Source organism: Comamonas sp. NyZ500, from assembly GCF_016772095.1.
GTDB classification, from domain to species: Bacteria; Pseudomonadota; Gammaproteobacteria; order Burkholderiales; family Burkholderiaceae_C; genus Comamonas; species Comamonas thiooxydans.
The window spans coordinates 1-18,601 of sequence record NZ_JAEIJE010000012.1 but is presented as its reverse complement, the minus strand read 5'-3'; the positions used below and the strand labels follow the sequence as shown (position 1 = coordinate 18,601).

At 64.7% G+C, this 18,601-nt stretch carries 25 protein-coding genes; 5 read left to right on the top strand and 20 right to left on the bottom strand.

Annotated features, from left to right (window positions below; translation table 11 throughout):
- Positions 1-26 precede the first annotated feature (26 nt).
- The 3 genes from JAO85_RS17170 to JAO85_RS17160 all read left to right on the top strand — a co-directional run bounded on the left by JAO85_RS17170 (position 27) and on the right by JAO85_RS17160 (position 2,288).
- Positions 27-677, top strand: a complete 651-nt coding sequence (locus JAO85_RS17170) for a YiiX/YebB-like N1pC/P60 family cysteine hydrolase (RefSeq protein WP_079760963.1) — start codon at positions 27-29, stop codon at positions 675-677.
- Entirely contained in the window at positions 674-1,246 is a 573-nt protein-coding gene (locus JAO85_RS17165) for a carboxymuconolactone decarboxylase family protein (protein ID WP_034112296.1), read from the top strand. The genes JAO85_RS17170 and JAO85_RS17165 overlap by 4 nt, the downstream gene beginning before the upstream one ends.
- Before the next feature lie 61 nt (positions 1,247-1,307).
- Positions 1,308-2,288 carry an HPP family protein gene (locus JAO85_RS17160; RefSeq protein WP_196680222.1) on the top strand — a complete coding sequence of 327 codons (981 nt, stop codon included), beginning with the start codon at positions 1,308-1,310 and terminating at the stop codon, positions 2,286-2,288.
- 25 nt (positions 2,289-2,313) lie between these two features.
- Here the strand turns inward: JAO85_RS17160 and merA are convergent, their stop codons facing one another.
- From merA to merT, 4 genes are read right to left on the bottom strand one after another with little or no spacing between them, the layout of a single operon-like run.
- The gene (merA, locus tag JAO85_RS17155; protein ID WP_034112300.1) at positions 2,314-3,996 is read right to left on the bottom strand and encodes a mercury(II) reductase; all 1,683 of its coding nucleotides are present in this window, start codon (positions 3,994-3,996) and stop codon (positions 2,314-2,316) included.
- A gap of 37 nt (positions 3,997-4,033) precedes the next feature.
- Positions 4,034-4,456 carry an organomercurial transporter MerC gene (merC, locus tag JAO85_RS17150; protein WP_034112301.1) on the bottom strand — a complete coding sequence of 141 codons (423 nt, stop codon included), beginning with the start codon at positions 4,454-4,456 and terminating at the stop codon, positions 4,034-4,036.
- A 15-nt stretch (positions 4,457-4,471) separates the two neighbouring features.
- Positions 4,472-4,747 carry a mercury resistance system periplasmic binding protein MerP gene (merP, locus tag JAO85_RS17145; protein ID WP_034112302.1) on the bottom strand — a complete coding sequence of 92 codons (276 nt, stop codon included), beginning with the start codon at positions 4,745-4,747 and terminating at the stop codon, positions 4,472-4,474.
- A 13-nt stretch (positions 4,748-4,760) separates the two neighbouring features.
- The gene (merT, locus tag JAO85_RS17140) at positions 4,761-5,111 is read right to left on the bottom strand and encodes a mercuric ion transporter MerT (protein WP_034112303.1); all 351 of its coding nucleotides are present in this window, start codon (positions 5,109-5,111) and stop codon (positions 4,761-4,763) included.
- A 71-nt stretch (positions 5,112-5,182) separates the two neighbouring features.
- Here merT and merR point away from each other — a divergent pair, with 71 nt between their 5' ends.
- Entirely contained in the window at positions 5,183-5,590 is a 408-nt protein-coding gene (merR, locus tag JAO85_RS17135) for an Hg(II)-responsive transcriptional regulator (RefSeq protein WP_034112304.1), read from the top strand.
- Between the two features lie 191 nt (positions 5,591-5,781).
- Here merR and JAO85_RS17130 read toward each other — a convergent pair whose 3' ends face one another.
- From JAO85_RS17130 to JAO85_RS17055, 16 genes are all read right to left on the bottom strand, one after another.
- Positions 5,782-6,237, bottom strand: a complete 456-nt coding sequence (locus JAO85_RS17130) for a DUF302 domain-containing protein (RefSeq protein WP_034112305.1) — start codon at positions 6,235-6,237, stop codon at positions 5,782-5,784.
- 13 nt (positions 6,238-6,250) lie between these two features.
- Positions 6,251-6,760: a DoxX family protein gene (locus JAO85_RS17125; RefSeq protein WP_052229528.1), complete on the bottom strand. Its 510-nt coding sequence runs from the start codon at positions 6,758-6,760 to the stop codon at positions 6,251-6,253.
- A complete protein-coding gene (locus JAO85_RS17120; RefSeq protein ID WP_034112307.1) occupies positions 6,753-7,541 on the bottom strand; it encodes a DUF2063 domain-containing protein in 789 nt (262 codons plus the stop codon). The genes JAO85_RS17125 and JAO85_RS17120 overlap by 8 nt, the downstream gene beginning before the upstream one ends.
- Positions 7,525-8,418: a DUF692 domain-containing protein gene (locus JAO85_RS17115; RefSeq protein WP_052229529.1), complete on the bottom strand. Its 894-nt coding sequence runs from the start codon at positions 8,416-8,418 to the stop codon at positions 7,525-7,527. Before JAO85_RS17115 ends, JAO85_RS17120 begins: the two co-directional genes overlap by 17 nt.
- A gap of 69 nt (positions 8,419-8,487) precedes the next feature.
- Positions 8,488-8,823, bottom strand: coding sequence for a DUF2282 domain-containing protein (locus tag JAO85_RS17110; protein ID WP_034112309.1), 336 nt, complete (start codon positions 8,821-8,823; stop codon positions 8,488-8,490).
- 224 nt (positions 8,824-9,047) lie between these two features.
- Positions 9,048-9,611, bottom strand: a complete 564-nt coding sequence (locus tag JAO85_RS17105) for an RNA polymerase sigma factor (RefSeq protein ID WP_034112311.1) — start codon at positions 9,609-9,611, stop codon at positions 9,048-9,050.
- 310 nt (positions 9,612-9,921) lie between these two features.
- Complete coding sequence (locus JAO85_RS17100; protein WP_034112313.1) at positions 9,922-10,389, bottom strand: DUF6789 family protein; 468 nt, start codon at positions 10,387-10,389, stop codon at positions 9,922-9,924.
- Positions 10,390-10,503: 114 nt separating this feature from the next.
- Complete coding sequence (locus JAO85_RS17095; protein ID WP_034112315.1) at positions 10,504-12,498, bottom strand: relaxase/mobilization nuclease and DUF3363 domain-containing protein; 1,995 nt, start codon at positions 12,496-12,498, stop codon at positions 10,504-10,506.
- Between the two features lie 448 nt (positions 12,499-12,946).
- Positions 12,947-13,522 carry a S26 family signal peptidase gene (locus JAO85_RS17090; protein ID WP_019726289.1) on the bottom strand — a complete coding sequence of 192 codons (576 nt, stop codon included), beginning with the start codon at positions 13,520-13,522 and terminating at the stop codon, positions 12,947-12,949.
- The gene (locus JAO85_RS17085) at positions 13,519-14,052 is read right to left on the bottom strand and encodes a DUF2840 domain-containing protein (RefSeq protein WP_025981541.1); all 534 of its coding nucleotides are present in this window, start codon (positions 14,050-14,052) and stop codon (positions 13,519-13,521) included. Before JAO85_RS17085 ends, JAO85_RS17090 begins: the two co-directional genes overlap by 4 nt.
- Complete coding sequence (locus JAO85_RS17080) at positions 14,049-14,333, bottom strand: hypothetical protein (protein ID WP_025981540.1); 285 nt, start codon at positions 14,331-14,333, stop codon at positions 14,049-14,051. The genes JAO85_RS17085 and JAO85_RS17080 overlap by 4 nt, the downstream gene beginning before the upstream one ends.
- Entirely contained in the window at positions 14,330-14,968 is a 639-nt protein-coding gene (gene parA / locus JAO85_RS17075) for a ParA family partition ATPase (RefSeq protein WP_019726286.1), read from the bottom strand. The genes JAO85_RS17080 and parA overlap by 4 nt, the downstream gene beginning before the upstream one ends.
- 253 nt (positions 14,969-15,221) lie before the next feature.
- The gene (locus JAO85_RS17070) at positions 15,222-16,079 is read right to left on the bottom strand and encodes a replication initiator protein A (protein ID WP_019726285.1); all 858 of its coding nucleotides are present in this window, start codon (positions 16,077-16,079) and stop codon (positions 15,222-15,224) included.
- Positions 16,080-16,105: 26 nt separating this feature from the next.
- Positions 16,106-16,387: an AlpA family transcriptional regulator gene (locus JAO85_RS17065; RefSeq protein ID WP_019726284.1), complete on the bottom strand. Its 282-nt coding sequence runs from the start codon at positions 16,385-16,387 to the stop codon at positions 16,106-16,108.
- Between the two features lie 83 nt (positions 16,388-16,470).
- A complete protein-coding gene (locus JAO85_RS17060) occupies positions 16,471-17,250 on the bottom strand; it encodes a DUF2285 domain-containing protein (RefSeq protein WP_019726283.1) in 780 nt (259 codons plus the stop codon).
- Positions 17,251-17,590: 340 nt separating this feature from the next.
- Positions 17,591-17,938 carry a DUF2958 domain-containing protein gene (locus tag JAO85_RS17055; RefSeq protein ID WP_019726280.1) on the bottom strand — a complete coding sequence of 116 codons (348 nt, stop codon included), beginning with the start codon at positions 17,936-17,938 and terminating at the stop codon, positions 17,591-17,593.
- A gap of 223 nt (positions 17,939-18,161) precedes the next feature.
- Here JAO85_RS17055 and JAO85_RS17050 point away from each other — a divergent pair, with 223 nt between their 5' ends.
- Complete coding sequence (locus tag JAO85_RS17050) at positions 18,162-18,455, top strand: helix-turn-helix domain-containing protein (protein ID WP_019726279.1); 294 nt, start codon at positions 18,162-18,164, stop codon at positions 18,453-18,455.
- Positions 18,456-18,601: the final 146 nt, after the last annotated feature.

The window sequence follows — 18,601 nt, the reverse complement described above, 5'->3', positions numbered from 1 at the left end:
CCCCGCCGACCGATCCAGACCTTCTCATGGCGTGCCTGCAGCCCGGCGACGTGCTGCTGGTCGAAGGTCAGAGCCGGGTCAGCGTGGCCATCAAGTACCTGACCCAATCCACCTGGTCGCACGCGGCACTGTTTGTCGGCACGGCCGGCAGGCCGACCGATGCCGAAGGGCGGCCCCGTTGCTTTCTTGAAGCCGATCTACGCGAAGGCGTGCGTCTGGTCAGCGTGGCCGAGTTCGCCGATCTGCATACCCGAGTGTGCCGGCCCGTGGGCCTGACCGCTGCCGAGATTGACACCCTGGTCGGCACGGCGGTGGCTCGGCTGGGCCATCAGTACGACTTGAAGAACGTGATCGACCTGGCCCGATATCTGTTGCCCACGCCGCCGGTGCCGGTGCGTTGGCGCCGTCGCATGCTCGGCCTGGGCAGCGGCGACCCCACCCGCGCCATCTGCTCGACGCTGATCGCCCAAGCTTTCCAGTCGATTCGCTATCCGATCCTGCCGCTGATCGAGACCGTGCCGTCGCAGGACCCGATGTGCCCCGGCTGTGTGGCCGAGATTCTTCATGTGCGGCACCACAGCCTGTTCGCCCCGCGCGACTTCGACGTCTCGCCCAACTTCGCCATCATCAAACCCAATCTGGAAGCCGGAATATTTCCACTTAGGAGCACTCCATGAACGCCAAGCTGACACTGCCTCTTCTTACCGAAGACACCGCCCCTGAAAGGAGCCGCGAGTTCCTGAGTAACACGCGCAGGAAGCAGGGATTTGTTCCCAACATGTATGGAGAAATGGCCCACGCCCCTGGCGCGCTCTCGACCTACCTCCATGGGTATGACTGGTTCCGCAAGGAATCCGGCTTCACGCCGGCCGAGCAGGAAGTCGTGCTGCTGGTCATCAGTCGGGAAAACGGCTGCCACTACTGCGTGGCCGCTCACAGCATGATCGCCGAGAAGGTATCGAAGGTGCCGCCGCAGGCGCTCCAGGCAATCCGTGAGGGCACGCCGATGGATGACCCGAAGCTGCACGCCCTTACCGCCTTCGTCAAGGACATGGTGCAGACGCGGGGCAATCCGTCGCAGGCGAGTTTGCAGACCTTCACCGACGCGGGCTACAGCGAGCAGCAGGCTCTACAGGTGGTGCTCGCCATCGCCGTCAAGACGATCTCGAACTACACCAATCACCTGTTCGACACACCCGTGGACGCGGCCTTTGCGTCCTACGCTCTGCCGATAGGGACGAAATAAGTACGGCGCCCCACCTTGGAGTCAACCATCACTTGCCCGAGGTGGGCCTTCAAGAAAATGGATGTCGTGGATGGAAGGCATGAGATTGTTTGGTATACGGCGATCGTCGCTGCCGTGGGGATTCTTTGGGGAGTTGCTGACGGCGCTCTACATGGGTGTCATCGCGTGGATCGCGGCGGCCACGCATGTTCACTACATTCTTTTTCCCGAACTAGGCGCCCTGGCCCATGACATCATCAAGCGACCGCACGGCACCTGGGCCAAAGCGCCGGGGATGCTGGTTCTCACACCGCTTCTTACCGGGCTGGTAGGCACGATCTTCGCCCGAAGCATGGGCAGCGGGATCGTGCCGATCCTGCTGGCGACCGCAGCCGCGATGCTCATCATCCGCATATTGAAGTCATCGATTGCCCCGGCCATTTCGGCGGGCGTGCTGCCAATCTCACTCAACATCACAAGCTGGTACTACCCGGCATCGTTGCTGGTCGGCCTGATATTGCTCGCCGCGATCTCCCTTGTCTGGCCTCGCTTCGTCCCGCTACCGCCGGTGCGAACCGCCTCCGATGTGGCCGATGACGTTACCGAGGAAACTCCAAGCACCTACTCGTGGCTCCCGTTCTTTCTGGTGTTTCTGGTAGGCACGGCGATTCTGGCCGAAGCCACGGGTTGGCGGTTGATCCTGTTCCCGCCGCTTATCGTGATCGGCTTTGAAATGTTTGCCCATGCGGACGTTTGCCCTTGGGTCAAGAAGCCGCTGCTGCTGCCGGTCGCGTGTACCCTGAGCGCATTGATCGGGGTTGCACTGGTCACGACGTTCGGGGGCGCCCCGCTGGCGGTGATCTCCAGCGCGGCATGCGGCATCCTAATCTTGCGATTATTCGATCTGCACGTGCCGCCGGCGCTCGCCGTGGGCCTGCTGCCGTTTATCATCCCAGCCGTCGATTACCGATTCGCGGCCTCCGTGGGCATTGGCACCTTAACTCTGACCATGCTGTTCCTCGTATGGGGCAGGCTGAGAAGGATGCGCCTTTCACCGTCCTGAGGGGGCGCAACCTTCTTAGCTTTTGCTATCCAGCGCAGCACGATAGCTGCTTCACGTCCTTGCTGAAGGTCTGCGCGGCGAGCTTCAGGCCCTCGACCATCGTCAGATACGGGAACAACTGGTCGGCCAGTTCCTGCACCGTCATGCGCGCGCGGATCGCCAGCGCCGCTGCCTGGATCAACTCGCCCGCTTCTGGGGCCACCGCCTGCACGCCGATCAAACGGTGGCTGCCTTCCTCGATCACCAGCTTGATGAAGCCGCGCGTATCGAAGTTGGCGAGCGCGCGCGGCACGTTGTCGAGGGTGAGCGTGCGGCTGTCGGTCTCGATGCCGGCGTGGTGCGCCTCCTGCTCGCTCAAGCCCACGGTAGAGACCTGTGGGTCGGTGAACACCACCGCTGGCATGGCGGTCAGGTCCAGCGACGCGTCGCCGCCGGTCATGTTGATCGCGGCGCGGGTACCAGCCGCCGCCGCGACGTAGACGAACTGCGGCTGGTCGGTGCAGTCGCCGCCGGCGTAGATGTCCGGGGCGCTGGTGCGCATGCTGAGGTCGATCTCGATGGCCCCTTGCTTGTTCACCGCCACCCGGGCGGCTTCGAGGTTGAGGCTGCGCGTATTAGGTGTGCGGCCCGTCGCCACCAGCAGCCGGTCGGCACACAGTTCGCCATGGTTGGTGGTCAACACAAACTCGCCGTCCACGTGCGCGACCTGGCTGGCTTGCGTATGTTCCAGCACCTCGATGCCCTCCAAGCGAAACGCCACCGTCACGGCTTCGCCGATGGCCGGGTCTTCGCGAAAGAACAGCGTGCTGCGCGCCAGGATCGTGACCTTGGCCCCAAGCCGGGCGAAGGCTTGCGCCAGCTCAACAGCCACTACCGATGAGCCGATCACGGCTAGGCGTGCGGGAATCGTGTCGCTCACCAGCGCCTCGGTTGAAGTCCAGTAGGGCGTGTCCTTGAGGCCTGGGATCGGCGGCACCGCCGCGCTCGCGCCGGTGGCGATCAGGCAGCGGTCGAACGAAACCACGCGCTCGCCGCCCTCGTTCAGCCGCACGGTGAGGTTGCGGCCGTCCTTGAAACGGGCTTCGCCCGCTAGCCGCATGATGGCTGGGTTGCCGTCCAGGATGCTTTCGTACTTGGCATGGCGCAACTCATCGACGCGCGCCTGCTGCTGGGCCAGCAGCCGTTCGCGCAGGATCAGCGGCGGGTTCGCCTGGATGCCGCCATCGAACGGGCTTTCGCGGCGCAGGTGGGCGATGTGGGCGGCGCGGATCATGATCTTCGAGGGCACGCAGCCGACATTGACGCAGGTGCCGCCGATGGTGCCGCGCTCGATTAGCGTCACCCGTGCGCCGCGTTCGACGGCCTTCAGCGCCGCCGCCATCGCGGCCCCACCGCTGCCGATGACGACAATATGCAGGCCGCCGTCGTGGCTGGCCTTGTCGCCGCCGTCGACCCAATCGCGCATGCGGTCGAGCAGTCCGCCTTTGGGAAGCGCGTTCGACGCATCGGCCAGCGCCGCGCGGTAGCCGAGTCCGGCGACAGCCGCGATCAGGGCATCGGGTGAAGTGCCGGCCGCGATGGCGAGCTGGGCGCTGCCCTTGGTGTAGGACACTTCGGCCGATTGCACGCCAGGCACGTTTTCCAGTGCTTCCTTGACGTGGACCGCGCAGGAGTCGCAGGTCATGCCGGTGATCTTCAACTGTGTCATGAAGTCATTCCTTTCAATTCGTTGTGGCGCAAGCCAGTCAGCCGTGTTTCGCGGGCAGTTCGCAGCCGTCAGGACCGCAGCGGCGGTTGGCCTGAGATACCAAATCCCAGACCGAAACGACGGCCATCAAGGCGATCCCCGTATAGACCAGGGGCCGCATCCAAGCGGTGCCAAGCAGCCAGACCGCGCCCACGATAACGATGGCGGGACCGACCATACCCAGCAGACTCCGGTGCCATTGCCGGTGGCGTAGCCAACCGAGCGCGTTGGCCGCAAGCGCCAATGCAGCAAACAATGGCAACAGCCTGGAAATGAACAAGCCTTCGTATTGCTGGAGAAAACCCAGCCCGATGGCCGCGCCTAGGCTGGCGAGTGCGGGAAAGCACATTGCGCAGCCCATCGCGGAGACGAGGGTGCCCAATGCCCCGGCTTTGTCGGCGATACGCGCAATCGGTTTCATGGCATCGCTCCCGGTTTAGCGCTTGACGCTGGACGGATAGCCCGCGTCTTCGGTGGCTTTGGTCAGCTTCTGGACGCTGGCCTTGGCATCATCAAAGGTGACGACCGCTTCGCGCTTCTCGAAGGTCACATCGACTTGGCTGACGCCCTCGACCTTGGAGAGCGCCTTCTTGACGGTGATCGGGCAAGCGGCGCAGGTCATGCCGGGCACGGCCAGCGTGACGGTCTGGGTAGCGGCCCACACTGGAACGGTGACGGCAACGAGCGCAAGGGAGGCAAGCAGTTTTTTCATGGTGAACTCCCGATCAATAGAAGAAAGGCAACACGTAGGGAAATCCGAGCGCGACCAGAACGAGCGCTGCCACGATCCAGAAAATCAGCTTGTAGGTGGTGCGAACCTGCGGGATCGCACACACCTCGCCCGGCTTGCAGGCAGTTGCCGGCCGGTAGATGTGTCGCCAGGCGAAGAACAACGCCACCAGCGCCGCGCCGATGAAGATCGGGCGATACGGTTCCAGTGCGGTCAAGTTGCCGATCCAGGCACCGCTGAAGCCCAGAGCGACCAGAACCAGTGGCCCCAGGCAGCAGGTCGAAGCGAGGATGGCGGCCAGCCCGCCGGCGGCGAGGGCGCCGCGCCCGTCTTGCGATTCCGACATCAGGTTCTCCTTTCGAGGATTTGCTCGTTGGAGTAACGTTACTTCCGTAGTCAACTACGGAGTCAAGCGGAATGGAAAACACCTTGGAAAGCCTGACCATCGGCGCCTTCGCCAAGGCAGCCGGGGTCAACGTGGAGACGATCCGCTTCTATCAGCACAAAGGGCTGCTGCCGACGCCGAACCGGCCCTACGGCAGCATTCGACGCTACTGCAGCGCCGACGTGGCGCGGGTGAAGTTCGTGAAGGCGGCGCAGCGGCTGGGATTCAGCCTCGATGAAATCGGGGAGTTGCTGAAGCTGGAGGACGGCACCCATTGCAGTGAAGCAGCCGACCTTGCCGCACTGCGGCTGGCCGATGTTCGCACCCGCCTGAACGACCTTATGCGGATGGAACAGGCGCTGTCAAAATTGGTGAACGAATGCTGTGCGCATGAGGGCCATGTGTCCTGCCCGTTGATTGACGCGCTGCATGGCGGTTGAACTGGCATATGGACGGCTGCTGACACTACGGCGTGATCGCAGCGTTCGTCAGTACCGCCCTCGATTGCCGATTCGCAGGCTCTGTGGACATTGGCGCCTTGTCTCTGAACATGCTGCCCCCAGTATGGCGCAGGCGGAGCAAAACAGGCGCTTCACTGCCCTGACGGTGAGGCCAAGACGGACGAGCGCGCTCACTTCCGAATCGCCTCCTGCGTCATGCCGCCCAGCGCCTTGGAGATGTTTTCCACGACGGGGCCGCAGTTGTCGGCGCCATGGCGCGATGCGAGATACTTCGGATCGTTGTAGCCAAGCCACACTTGCCCAGTCGCGTCCTGCCAGGCCAAGGCCTTGAGCGGAAGGTCGATACCGGCAGTCTGCGCGCATTCCATCAAGGGGGTGCCGCCCTGGGGATTGCCGAACACCAGAAGCTCGGTCGACCGCAAGTCCTTGCCGACCTTCTTCGCGCCCTGCGCGTGATCGAGGCGCAGGAAGATATAGATGCCCCGAGACTTGGCGGCCGTCTCGAAACGGTCAATCGTTTCCTTGACACTGTACGGGCTTTGTACCGCAATCAGCCCATCGGCAGCTCCGGCCCCCGAAGCAAAGAAACCTGCCATCACGAGGGATATGGCGCGCAATGCAAGCATGCTGACCTCCTTGTCAGGCCGAAGCCTCGCAATGCTCCAAGAAGCCGCGAATCCCATGGTCGAGTGAAAGCCGGCCCGGCCCGATAGCGATCAGGGCAATCGCCATCGTCGCCCAGGGCAAATGAAAGTTCGCCCACCCGTCCGGCACGATGAGCTGGATCACCGCCGTCATGCCGAGCAAGCCCAGGGCACTCATGCGCGTGCCAAGTCCGAGAATCAGCAGGATCGGAAAGATGATCTCGGCCGATCCACTGGCGAAGGCGAGTACGTCCGGCGCAGGCAGGTCATAGACCTTCCCCAGGATGTGCAGCTTGAATTCATCTTCAAACAGAAAACTCGCCGCTGGCGACAGCGACAGGAGACCGTCCCATTTGGTGAGGCCCGACTTGAAGAAGGGCAAGGCCAGCGCCACCCGAAGGAACAGCGGCGCGGCCATGCCGGCGATCTTTGCCAGCCAGTGCAATGCACAGTTCGCCGCGCCAAGTATTCCGGGCCAACCTTTCGGCACTTGGAAGTTACTCATGATCGTTCTCCCCGGCTTCCAACGCGAAGCCGACAAAGGCGCCCATCTGGATCAATTCCCGCAAGTTCTCCGACAGGTCAAAATCGCCGTCGGTGGCGAGGGCCGTTTCCATGGCCTGCGATAGCGTCAGGCCCTGGCCGAGCGCGGCTACGAAGTCATGGCTCGCGGGAAGTATCTTGCGCACGTCCACCTCGGCGTCGGGGCGTAGCACCATCGTGTCCTGCGCTTCGGAGAGGTCAACGGGTGCTGGCGTGCCATCCGAGGTGTTCATCCTCCAGATGGTGAAGGCTGGGAATGGCGAACGCACCAGGCGCACGGAAGGGTGGAGCCGAAACCGCAGCATGGAAGCTTGGTCAGGCGGTACTCCTGCAAGCACGCTGGGCGCCAAGGGTTCTGCCTCGTGCGCGTGGTACGCCTCGGTCGCGGCGCGCTCGATGCGGGCCACGTCGGCGAGATAGGGTAAGGGTTCCGCGGGTGGAAAGGACGCGATGAAGTCCGGGAACTCGGCGCCGTAGTGCAGCAGCACCGGCGAGCTGGGCGGCGTGGCGGCCGCGAAGACGCGGGCCATCGCCGCGAAGAATTCGTCGCCCACCAGCTTGACGACGCAGGGAAAGCCCGCGCGCAGCGCGTCCGTCAGGCCAACGAACACATTGTTCCGATAGACGGCAAAGCGCCGTGCGCTCGGCTCGCCGTCGGGGCCGACCAGCCCCTCGGGCACCGCGCGTTCCGGGTCGAGCAGCGCCGAGGCGAATTCCTCCAGGCGTTCAGCCAAGCGTGCCATGGCGTCGCTCCTGTACGTTGGACATGCCCATCAGCACATCGGCCATCACGGCCTCTGTTTGCAGCTCGGGCCATGCGGGAATGTTGGAATCCCACTCGATCAGCGTAGGGACTGGCCCGATGCATTGGATGACCTGCCTAAAGAGGTTCCACACCCGCTCATCCACTCTTTGGTCGTGTGAGTCGATCAGCAAAGGGCGTCCCTTCTCGTCCGTCTGAAGGGAGTGGCCGGCCAAGTGGATTTGCTGCACATGGTCGAGGGGGAAATCGTTGATGTAGGCGCGCGCGTCCCATTGCTGATTCGTGCTCGCCACGTGGACGTTGTTCACGTCCAGCAGCAGACCGCACCCGGTTCTCCGGGTGATCTCCCTGATGAAATCCGTCTCGCGCCATGTGCTCTCCTTGAACCAGATGTAGGTCGCGGGGTTCTCCAGCAGCATTTGCCGGGCCATAGCTGTTTGCACCTGGTCGATGTGCTCGCAGATGCGGTTCAGCGTGTCGTCGGTGTACGGCACCGGCAACAGATCATCGAGGTAGCTGGTGCCATGTGAAGACCATGCCAGGTGTTCGGAAAGCAGGCCGGGTTCGTACCGCTCGTTCAGCGCCTTGAGACGCAGCAAATGCGCTTGGTCGAGTGGCCTGTCGGCACCGATGGACAGGCCCACGCCGTGCAACGACAGGGGATAGTGTTCTCGGATGGCCGTCAGGTAGCGATGGGGCGGGCCGCCAGCGCCCATGTAGTTTTCCGCATGAACTTCAAAGAAGCCCATATCCGGCCGCGTTTCGATGATGGTTCGGTAGTGGTCGGCCTTAAGGCCTACGCCGGCTCGCGCAGGGATTCCCCGCCCGGCGGCGTGCGCAGTTTGGTGAATGCCCATGTTGATCCTCGTTGTCACAAGCTGGCGGGCGGGGCGACAGGCCACCGCCCACCAAGGTGAATGCTCGCGTCAGGACTTGGCGCTGAGACTGCCGTGCCCGTTGGGCGTCGAGATCGTGGTGCAGGTGCCCTTGGCGACCAGCTTCCAGGCGTTCCCCTGGTAGTCGGCGGTGCTGGTACCCGCGCAACTTGTGCCGGCGCCGGCGAAGCAGTCGTTCTGCCCCTTCAGGGCAACGCCATAGCACTTGTCGAACTTGCCGGTCTTCATCATCTCCATGCTCTTGGCTTGGTTCTCCTGCATCTTCTTCTGCATGTCGGCCTGGCTCATGCCCTGCGAAAAGGCGGGGGCGGCGAAGGCTGCGACAAACGCCGTGGCGACGGCGGCGGACAACATACGGTTTGACATTGTGATCTCCTGATAGGAAAGAAGCAGCCGAGTGAGCTGCGGGTAATCGGCCAGCAATCGCCAGCCTCATTTCCTAAGAGGCGACCGCCGTGCAAAACGGTTCGGTAGAAAGCAAAAAAACCTCAATCACTGGCCTGGGCCTAGCAATTGAGGGTTATCCATGACAATGCGCAAGAAATTGCCGCCTCGCTTGGCGAGGCGGCCCGGACGAGGACTCAGCTTGGCTATTTCGTCGGTGTGCGGTGTCCGTGCCCCGAGGATGGTTCTGAACTGAGCATGTATTCGCGCACTAGCTCGCGGGCACGATGGAGCCGACTCTTGATCGCGCCGGGCTGCTCACCCAACTGAGCAGCGATCTCGGCAATGGTCAATTCCTCGAAGTCGCGCAGAAGTACCACTTCGAGGTAATGGGCAGGCAACGACTCCAGGGCATTGGCAAGATCGATTCTCAATTCATCGTCGGGACGATGAAGCAGCAGCTCCTCGGCTACTTCATCAGGCAGTGGCTCGTGCTTGAACATCATCCGCGCGAGCTTGCGGCATTCGTGCTTGATGACCGTGAACAGCCACGATGAAAAGGCCGCAGCCGCTTTTAGCCCGCTGACCTTGCGAGAAATGATGAGTAGTGATTCTTGAACCGCATCATCAACGTCGCTCGCATGGCAGTGCTTGTACGCATAGCGGCGTGCATCGGCTTGGCACACTGCCAGCAGACGGGAAAGGGCGGCCGCGTCTCCAGTCTGTGCCGCCATGATTAAATTGTTGCGGTCGCCAACAGGGGTGCCCATGCTGATCTCCTGTGCTGACTCGATGATTGGTTAATTCAGCGAGCCTTTATTTGTATTTCGCTCCGATTCTCGGGTCTTCGGCTACGATTCCTAATTTTCTGATAAACACCTGTCGCAAGCAAAGCGGGAGCTGCTACAACGCAAACCGGGCAGACAAAGCCTGCTAAAACGCTGGTGGCTGTCACATAGCTACCCAGTCCAAGGCCCAACCCGACGTAGAGCGTACTGTTATCCGGCGGAATCTCGCGTTCCGCCGTAGCCTCTGTGTCCTTCATCATTTTCGTATCCTCAATATGGCAATTTCTGCTCATTAAGAAGTTGCAGTCCGAACAGCGCACGAATTGGCATTGAGCCGACCATAGGTGTAGCCCAGCACTGCGCCCCAAATGAGGTGCATCATCAGGGTCATCATCGGCGCCATCATCCCCAGGTTCATCCCGAACAGGCCTGCGTCGGCCATTGGCATCGGACCGATCATCATCATGAGCCAAGCTAGCAAGGAAAACGACATTCCCTTGAGCAGCGCACTGCGCCCTGGCAGCCTGCCATACAGCAGTTGGAACAGGATGCCCCACACGACGGTGCCAATCATGAAGTGCGCCACCCATCCGACCATGGGCGAAGCCGGCATACCCATTTTTGCGTGCGCCATCTCCGTGAGCATGGCGATTGGATTCAATTCGGGCATCAAGCCCATGGCGCCCTTCATCAGCATCAGCAGCGACAGCGCTACAGTGGCGACAAATCCAGCCACCATCGAACGAACGTAACAAGACATGGTTACAAGCTCCTCAAGGTTGGGGATCGTTGATCCCGGATTGGATGGAGGCACCGACTGCTCCCATTTTTCCTATAAGAGGCGCCGAACTGGAAAAACGATTCGGTTGATCCGCTAAATTGTTGGGCCGAGTTGCCGTCCCCACCTCCAGGACACCTGCCCGCCGCGCACCGTTGCGGCGATTTGCTGCCCCAAGCGCTGCTCGATCACCGGCCGCCACGGCACGAGGCTAAATCCCATGCCGTCATCCAGCATCGCGTAGCGCCCGCTGGCAAGCATGACGCTGCGCCGGTAGATGCCGGCCACGCGCTGCCCGTCGGCCACGGGTCGATGCTCCAGGCCGGTGTCGGCGGCAATGTCCTTGGCGGACTGCGCCAGTTCCCGGTTGCGCAGCGTGCCCAGCAGGTTGCGCGCCAGGATCACGCGCTGCCCGCGCCGCTCGGCCAGCCCCTGTTCGGCCAGGAAGTCGGCGCGCTGCTGCATCGCCTGCTTGGCCTCACCGCCAAAGCCCAGGTCGCCCAGGCCGGAGCCGCCGCCGATCAACTGCTGGTCGAGCCAGGTGGCCCCGATCACGCGGGCCTGCCGCTCGATGGGCAGGTGCGATTTCAGCTCCACGGCTACGCCGCCCAGGCGTTGCGCGTCGTAGCGGCGGCCCTGCTCGGGCAGGTCGCCCGGCACCTTCCATAGCCCCTCGGCCACCCGCTCCACGATGCCCGCCCGGCGCAGGGCTTCCAGCCTGCGGACGTGGGCCGCCACGACCTCCTGCGGGTCGCGGCCGGGCACGGCCTGGCCCTGCGCGATGGCGAGGTGATGGTCGGTGCGGTACAGGCCATCGCTCGCCAGCGCGGCGATGTTCTTGTCGGCCGCGCGCACGTCGGCCGATCCCTTGACCTCCACCACGGCGCCGGTCGGGTAATTCGCCAGCTCGTCGTGGGCGTTGAGCGCGACGTAGTGCGCCTTGCCGTCCACGCCGTCGATGACCAGATAGCCCCGATCACGCAGTTCGTCGGCCAGTCCTTTCGCGGCCACGCGCCCGAGGATGCTGCGGCCACTTCCATCCGCGTCCTGCCCTGGCTCGAACACCGCCAGCTCGCGCGGCTCGCCGCGCATGGCCCGCTGCATGGTGCGGATGATGTCGCCGCGCTCGCCCAGGGCGCGCAGGGTCTTTTCCGCATCGGCATGCACGGCCCAGGTGCCGGGCTGCGTCTCGTCGGCCAGGCCCAGGCGCTGCAAGCGTTGCAGGCGGCCGATCAGCAGCAGGCGCTGGCGTTGCAGGCGGGGTTCGTTGAGCCGTTCGACATGCACCAGGCCATCGTCGCCGGCCTCGCGCTTCAAGGTGCGATCCAGGCTCGTCCACCGCTCTTGCTCTACCTCGTGCTGCAAGGTCTGCTGGATCTCCAGCTCGGTGCGCGGCCCCAGCCATTCGGTCGCCAGTTCGGCGGCGCGATGGCGGAAGCCATCGGCAATGTAGTCGCCCGCGATGATGAGGTCTTTGCCCGTGTCGTCGCGCCCGCGCACGACGATGTGCGTGTGCGGGTTGTCGGTGTTCCAGTGGTTGACCGCCACCCAATCGAGGTCCGTGCCCAGGTCGGCCTCCATGCGGCCCATGAGATGTCGCGTGTAGGTACGCAGGTCTTCCAGCTCCGCGCCATCCTCGGGCGAGAGGATGAAGCGGAAATGGTGCCGGTCGTCGGCGCAGCGTTCCTTGAAGGCGTCGAGGTCGGCCACGTCGGTCTGCGGCCCGTAGGCTTGGCCCGGCTCGCCGTCGCGGCCCACGCCGTCGCGCTCGATGTAGTGCAGGTGCTTGGCGAGCGACTGCGGGCTGGCCCGCTGGTGATTCACCAACAGCGTCTTGATGGTCACGCGCCGAGACATGGGCGTCAGCTTCGCCCCGGCGAAGCGCGCCGCTGTGTAGCCGCGCCCCAGTCGCGAGCCGGGCCGCTGGCCCGTGCCACCCGTCGCGCCAGGACGGCGCATCGTGGACTTGCCGCTGCTGGCCTTGCCTGCCTGCTTGAGCACCTTGGAAACGAAGCTCTGGCCTTGGCCCTTGCCCCGGTTCTTCGGGGCGCTGGGGCGCACGCGGAAATCGTCATCGCGGCGGTCAGTCATGGTCGTTCTCCCTGCAAGCTCTGGCGTGTCTGATCGTGCGAAGCACGCGGACATGCCCGTATTGGCGCGGGCCTCGCGCCACAAGCGGCACGGCGGCAAAGCCGCGCCGTGCTGCGCCAACCCCACGTGCAGACTGGCTTTCGACGCGGCCCGGTGCCGCGTCCTTTTGTCTTGCCTTCCGCCTTTGCCCCTCGCTGGCGCTCCGGGCAGCGGCGGCCCGGCGGCGCTGCTGCGCGAGCAGCCAGCACGCCGGCGAACGCGGCGACGGCCACAGGCCGGGCGCGTTCGAGGCAAGACGCCTGCACACGGGAAGGCAGCGCGAAGTGCGGCGCCCGATACGCAGGATCGGCGCTCGCACGACATGCGCGACGGCACGAAGAAAGCCACCGGATCGACATGCCCGATGGCACGATGAGATGCACGGCGACGTGCATCTCATCGGCAGCCATCATGGACGCTTCTCCAGCCAGACCGGGTGCGCGATGCCGATCACGGCGGACGTGCGCACCGGCCCGAAATACCGGCCATCGAACGATGCCGGATTGGTCACGCTCAACAGGAGCAACTCGCCCGGTTCGAGGCGGCGGCACTGCTGCCAGGATGGCAGCGGCCGGCCCCAGCGGTCGGCGCGCAGCACGGCGGCCGAAGGCACGCCGTCGATGCGGACGATGCCGCCAGCGATGCACACCTCCTGCGGCGCGATCGCGCCCACGCGCTTGAGCAGCGGCACGCCCGCCGGCAGGTAGCGGCGTTGCGCGGCCAGCGCTGCGGCATCTGGCGGCAGCGAGGCCAAGACGATGCTGCCCACGGACAAGGGACGTGGCAGCGAGCCGGGCCGATGGTTCAGCGGATCGACGCGATACCAACCCATGGGAACGCTGTCGGACGGGTTGTAGATCAGGCGCGGCAGCGGATGCACGAAGGACGCCCAGGCCAGCGCAGCGAGGCCGCAGGCGGACAAGCCCGCCAGGACGAGGCGCGCGCGAGAACGCGGCGCAGTGCCGATGGTGGAAGCGGCGGTCATGGCAGCGCCCTCCCGGCTAGCCAGGCGGCGTGCCGCTCGGCGCTGTAGTCCGGCAGCGGCAAGCGCGCAGCGAGCCGATTGCCCAGCGTGCGCCAGTACGCGGGGGAGGCGTCTGCGGGCGCGATGCCCAGCGCCTCGACGCCGTCGATGCGTTCCAGCACGGCGCGCACGTTGGCGTCGCCTTCGGCGTGTAGCAGCAGGCGCGCGCCCGGCTGCACGCCGGGGATGCGCTGCGCGCCGGCCAGCGGCGTGCAAGTCTGCATCACCATGAGTTGCCAGCGGATCGTGCCGTAGGCGTTGGCCTGCCAGCGGATGCGGCAAAGCATCGCGCCGGGCAGGAACAACGCGCATCGCCGCCAGTGGTCGAGGCGAAGGATGCGCGACGGCTCGCCGAAGCGCAGATAGAGGTCGAAACGCTGGTCGATGTAGGCGAGCGCCACGCGCGTCATCGGCGCACTGGCAGGCTGGCCGATAGGCGCAGCCAGTGCAGCCGTGGCCGCGACAGCGGCAGGCGAAACGGATGCGGTCATGGTGTGTTCTCCCTGCGGTTCTCGGGAAACTCTCGCTCTAGCAGGCCGCGCAGCAGGTCGGCCACGGTCACGCCTTGCGTGAAGGCCGATACCTTGATGCGCGCCCGCATGGCGGGCGTGATGTCGAGAGTGAGGCGAGCCGTGTAGAGGTCGCCCTTGCCCAACGCATCGGCGTCGCCCTGGCGAATCCACGCTTCAGCGTGCGGATTCGCAGGCGGACGCGCGCCGATGCCGACGCGCTTTGCCGTGCGTTTGCTGTTGGGTGGCGGCTTCGCTGTCATGTCGTCCACCGCAGCAATTCGTCCACTAGGGCGGTGATTTCGCGGGCGGCGGCGCTGCCCGGCGCCGTCTCGCGTGAAAGGCGGCCAGCGGCCACGCTGTCGGCGAACACGATGCGCTGATGCACTTCCGCGCGCAGCGCAGGAAGCGGCTGGTCGGCGAGCGCCTGGCGCGCTTCGCGCCCGATCACGGTGGTGCTGACGCGCCGGTTGATGACGAAGGCCGCGCGCAGCGCAGGCCGGAACACTTGGGCCTCACGGATCAGTGCGACCATCTCGGCACTGGCCCACAGGTCGTAGGGGCTGGGCTGCACCGGGATCAGCACGCGCTCGGCCGCGAGTAGCGCGGAGCGCGCGAGGGCGGCGATGCGCGGCGGGCCGTCGATGACGACGTGATCGGCCCGCCTGGCGAGTTCTGGCGCTTCCTGATGCAGCGTTTCGCGTGCGAGGCCCACGGCGCTGAACAGCCGAGGCAAGCCTTGCTGGCTGCGTCGTTGCGTCCAGTCCAGTGAAGAACCCTGCGGGTCGGCGTCCAGCAGCACGACATGCTGGCCGCGCATCGCCAGCTCGCCGGCGATATGGGTGGCGAGCGTGGTCTTGCCCACGCCGCCTTTCTGGTTGAGCAGCGCGACGATCATGGCCTGGCCCTCCATGCTGGAAGAGCAGGCTTTGTCTGCTGCGTTTGTGGCCGCGCAGCGGTTGTCCACCGCGACGGCGTTTCCCTACTACAAGTTAGAGAATTTAAGTTAGGTAAGTTAAGGGAGGTCGAAACCCGCGCCGTTATTGGCTTTGCGGACGATCCGTACTCCTGATAGCACGATAGTCGTACTCCCGATAGCACGATACCCCGTACTCCTGATAGCACGAGCCCGTCCACCGCTTTTCCCGAAGTTATCCCCGTGCCGTGAACGGCACGGGCCGAAACATCAGCAACTCGACTCCATCGCCCGGCATCCGCTCGATGCTCAGGACATAGCCGGGCAGCGACTGCCGCGCGACGAGCGCGCGCAGGTCGTAGGCAAAGTCCGAGAAGCGCGTGACGCTGCCCGATTTCCGGTACAGGTGCCGGAAATCGAATTGCCAGCCGCCTTCCTGCCGCCCGCCGTGCTTGCGCACCAGGCGGTACAGCCACCGTTCGATGCCGCCCGTCAGCCGGAAATACGCCGGGTCGATGGTCAGCACCAGAGCGGCATCCATCACCCCACCAAAGAACCAATCCGGCAGGATCAGCTCCAGCCCCAAGGGCGTGCCCTTGGCATCGGCCAGTTCCTTCCACTCGTTGATCCACGAAAACCGATGCAGGCGTCGCCCGGTTGTCTCGCGGATCGACGTGGCCACGGTCGTGGATTGCAGCCGATCCAACGCGGCTTTGAGGCGCTGGTAGTCGCGCAGCGACGTACCGCGCCCGATGAAGCGCAGGATCTCGTAGGGCGTGGCCTGCATCAGCCGCGACGGGCGTAAGCCTGCGTCGCGCGCCTCCACGATCTGCGAAGCAGCCCAGATCAGCACGTCCGCGTCCCAGATCGTGGCGATGCCGTGCTCCTGTGTGCCTTCCACGCGGATCGTGACGTTGCCCGCCCGGAAGTCGATGGGCGCCGTGCGCCGCGACTTCGCCAGCGAGAAGAACGGAAAGGCCATCAAGTCCTGGCTGTCGCGCGGCGCCATGTCGCCCGGCAAGGCACGGAACAGGTCGAGCTGTTCGCGTTCTTGCGAGGGCCGCTGCCGGGACGGCAGCGCGGGGCTGGGCATGGCGGTGGCCTGGCGCGTGCCAGCGATCAGCGCGCACGGCTGTCCGCCGAGTGCTGTTCGGCGTACTCAGGATCGGAAGTCGTCTCGAAGCTGCGGTCGGCGGCCCAGGCGTCGAGGTCGGCCACGGCGTACATGACGCGCCGGCCGAACTTGCGAAAGCGCGGGCCACCGCCGATCACGCGCTGCTTCTCCAGCGTGCGCGGCGACAGGCGCAGGTACTCGGCGGCTTCGTCGTTGGTGAGGTAACGCTGCGGTTGTGCGGCAGCGGTCGGGACAGTGGCGGCAGGCCGCAAGGGAGCGGGACGCATGGTGTGAACCTCCATAGCTTTCAAAGCTCCGGCCACACAGCGCAACCGGATGGAGGCAGTCTCAGAAAACGAAGCTCCGCTGCTCAGGGACGTTTTGCGTCCCCATCAAAACGTCCCTTCTCAAGCGGCGGCAGTTGTGCTAGCCGGCGATAACCGCCGCGCATCAGTGCATCGCCGCGCCGCACCAGGCGGCGCACGCGGGCGCGCAGGTCGCCGTCGGCGTGCCAGTCCGCCGCCACGGCATCGGCACCGAACAGCCCTTCGGCCACGTCGCGCAAGGACGCACCCGCCAGGGTCGCGTCGAGCGCCTGCAGGGTGTGCAACTCCAGCATCGCGGCCGGTGTAGGCCGGGGCCTGGCCGCGGCCAGCGTCGCGCTGCGCGTAGGCGCAGGTGCGGCAGCGCCGCCGCCACCTCCGCGATTGGCATAGGCGACCGCCATGCCATCTTCCAGGCCGGGCGCCAGCGCGAAGCGCGCGCAATGGCCGGGGTTGTGCGCGATCAGCGCCAGCCCTTTACCGTCGTGCAGCAGTTGCTTGTGACCGGGGATGTGCCAGAACGCGAAGGCCGCCGCATCGGGCGGCGGATCGGCATCGGGATGGAGTTGCACCACGGCATCGTGGCCGGGCAGCCAGGCCGGATGCGCGTCGCGCGCATCCAGGGCCGGGTCTTCCAGCAGACGCAAGCCCCAGCGAAGCGCCGCCTGTTGCGCCGCTTGCGGTCGGCGCTGGTGGCGCTGCCAGTCGAGCCGGTAATCGGGGTGGCGGCGCAGGTACTCCCAGGCCAGTGCGAGCGTGTCCAGGCACAAGATGTAGAGGTACGCGGCGGTCGGATACCAATGCGCGATATGGTGAGGATTGACCATGACTCAAGCTCCCGTCGAACAGCAGGAACGTCGTCACGGGCGTTCAAGAACGGAGCCACCGCATCCACATCAAAACATCATCCGAACCTGTTTAAGCTGTACATCAAGTGTCAAGACCGATTGGCTCCGGGGTATTGCGCAATGCGTCCGAATACGACGGCCGCGCAGTCCAAAAAAGTCACGCGGCACAAATCAAGGTGCCGTAACTCGCGCCAAAGATCGTGGCCGTTTCCGTCTCAAAGGCCCTGTTTTGGTGCAAGAGTGCGAATTGAGACCGGACAAATCCGAATTCCGACGGAAATAGTCTCAATACGTCCGGCTGCGCCGGAACGCGATTGGCTTAATCGACAATGCCGCCGTTCTCCTGGGCCAGCCGGACATATTCCGACAGGGGCCGCGCCGCCTGGAAATACCGATCCCGCATCACAGGCTGCTTGCGCGGCCCGACGATGGATGCCAGATCGGACAGCTTCACGGTGCCCAGCTCAGGCATCCCCAGGCCCAGGTCGATCAGGCCGTAGGCCGTATCGCCGTCGGCCGGGTCGAGCGAAGCGAGCAGCCAGGTGAGGTGTGCGTCCGGTGTGAACAGGCGCACCACGGGCAGCGGGTCGCCGGCCTGACCGTCAGCACGTGCCTGGCCGTGGGTCAGCAGGCGTTGGCGCTCGTCCTCGGTGATGAGTGAGTTCATGGCGATCTATTCCCAATTCACAAATCCGCCCAAGCGTGAAAACGCAAAGCCGCATCGGCGGATTTGGGAAAAAGCACGATTGTGATTCCGTGGCTATGCGCCTTTGTGGAAATCCGCAGAGGCACAAATGCGGATTCCCGTAAAAACGCAAAACAGTGAGGTTTCACTGAAAGAGTTAAAGATAACGTGGTTTTAATTGTGCTGCGACTTGACGCTTCTGTCTATGCAGAAGCGACCCATTCAGCGCGGCCGACCGGCCGGCGCCACCACCTACGATGCCGAGTTGGCGCAAGCCTTCGGCGCGGCGGTGCGCGCGTTGCGGACGGAGCGCGGCATTGCGCAGGAATCGCTGGCGCACCTGGCTGGCGTCGAGCGCTCGCACATGGGCAAGGTCGAGCGCGGCGAGCACATGCCCACGCTGGCGATCATCTTCAAGATCGCCGGCGCGCTCGAATGCAGCACGGCAGTGCTGATGAGCGAGGCTGAAAGCCAGCTCGCAGCGGCGGCCCATCCGTAGGCTCCGGCTGCATCGAGGGGCGCCAAGCTGTGCGCGGCGGGGATAGCTCGTAGGGCTTTCCCTCGGAGGCGGGGTCTCCTCGTTTTCAGTGCAATAAGTGACGGTACGCAAAGCTAGCACTGGCGCGGGGGTGGTCTGGGTAGACC

Bases quoted from the DNA above. Each gene is read 5' to 3' on its own strand.
- merP (WP_034112302.1), bottom strand. From the start codon at position 4,747: ATGAAAAAACTGCTTGCCTCCCTTGCGCTCGTTGCCGTCACCGTTCCA.
- parA (WP_019726286.1), bottom strand. From the start codon at position 14,968: ATGATCGTCGCGCTGCTCAACCAGAAAGGCGGCGTGGGCAAGACCACG.
- JAO85_RS17100 (WP_034112313.1), bottom strand. From the start codon at position 10,389: ATGTCTTGTTACGTTCGTTCGATGGTGGCTGGATTTGTCGCCACTGTA.
- JAO85_RS17080 (WP_025981540.1), bottom strand. From the start codon at position 14,333: ATGACAGCGAAGCCGCCACCCAACAGCAAACGCACGGCAAAGCGCGTC.
- JAO85_RS17125 (WP_052229528.1), bottom strand. From the start codon at position 6,760: ATGAGTAACTTCCAAGTGCCGAAAGGTTGGCCCGGAATACTTGGCGCG.
- JAO85_RS17130 (WP_034112305.1), bottom strand. From the start codon at position 6,237: ATGCTTGCATTGCGCGCCATATCCCTCGTGATGGCAGGTTTCTTTGCT.
- JAO85_RS17055 (WP_019726280.1), bottom strand. From the start codon at position 17,938: ATGAACTCACTCATCACCGAGGACGAGCGCCAACGCCTGCTGACCCAC.
- JAO85_RS17095 (WP_034112315.1), bottom strand. From the start codon at position 12,498: ATGACTGACCGCCGCGATGACGATTTCCGCGTGCGCCCCAGCGCCCCG.
- JAO85_RS17115 (WP_052229529.1), bottom strand. From the start codon at position 8,418: ATGGGCATTCACCAAACTGCGCACGCCGCCGGGCGGGGAATCCCTGCG.
- JAO85_RS17050 (WP_019726279.1), top strand. From the start codon at position 18,162: ATGCAGAAGCGACCCATTCAGCGCGGCCGACCGGCCGGCGCCACCACC.
- JAO85_RS17105 (WP_034112311.1), bottom strand. From the start codon at position 9,611: ATGGGCACCCCTGTTGGCGACCGCAACAATTTAATCATGGCGGCACAG.
- JAO85_RS17170 (WP_079760963.1), top strand. From the start codon at position 27: ATGGCGTGCCTGCAGCCCGGCGACGTGCTGCTGGTCGAAGGTCAGAGC.
- JAO85_RS17090 (WP_019726289.1), bottom strand. From the start codon at position 13,522: ATGACCGCCGCTTCCACCATCGGCACTGCGCCGCGTTCTCGCGCGCGC.
- JAO85_RS17085 (WP_025981541.1), bottom strand. From the start codon at position 14,052: ATGACCGCATCCGTTTCGCCTGCCGCTGTCGCGGCCACGGCTGCACTG.
- merT (WP_034112303.1), bottom strand. From the start codon at position 5,111: ATGTCGGAATCGCAAGACGGGCGCGGCGCCCTCGCCGCCGGCGGGCTG.
- JAO85_RS17120 (WP_034112307.1), bottom strand. From the start codon at position 7,541: ATGGCACGCTTGGCTGAACGCCTGGAGGAATTCGCCTCGGCGCTGCTC.
- merR (WP_034112304.1), top strand. From the start codon at position 5,183: ATGGAAAACACCTTGGAAAGCCTGACCATCGGCGCCTTCGCCAAGGCA.
- merA (WP_034112300.1), bottom strand. From the start codon at position 3,996: ATGACACAGTTGAAGATCACCGGCATGACCTGCGACTCCTGCGCGGTC.
- JAO85_RS17060 (WP_019726283.1), bottom strand. From the start codon at position 17,250: ATGGTCAATCCTCACCATATCGCGCATTGGTATCCGACCGCCGCGTAC.
- JAO85_RS17165 (WP_034112296.1), top strand. From the start codon at position 674: ATGAACGCCAAGCTGACACTGCCTCTTCTTACCGAAGACACCGCCCCT.
- JAO85_RS17065 (WP_019726284.1), bottom strand. From the start codon at position 16,387: ATGCGTCCCGCTCCCTTGCGGCCTGCCGCCACTGTCCCGACCGCTGCC.
- JAO85_RS17160 (WP_196680222.1), top strand. From the start codon at position 1,308: ATGTCGTGGATGGAAGGCATGAGATTGTTTGGTATACGGCGATCGTCG.
- merC (WP_034112301.1), bottom strand. From the start codon at position 4,456: ATGAAACCGATTGCGCGTATCGCCGACAAAGCCGGGGCATTGGGCACC.
- JAO85_RS17110 (WP_034112309.1), bottom strand. From the start codon at position 8,823: ATGTCAAACCGTATGTTGTCCGCCGCCGTCGCCACGGCGTTTGTCGCA.
- JAO85_RS17070 (WP_019726285.1), bottom strand. From the start codon at position 16,079: ATGCCCAGCCCCGCGCTGCCGTCCCGGCAGCGGCCCTCGCAAGAACGC.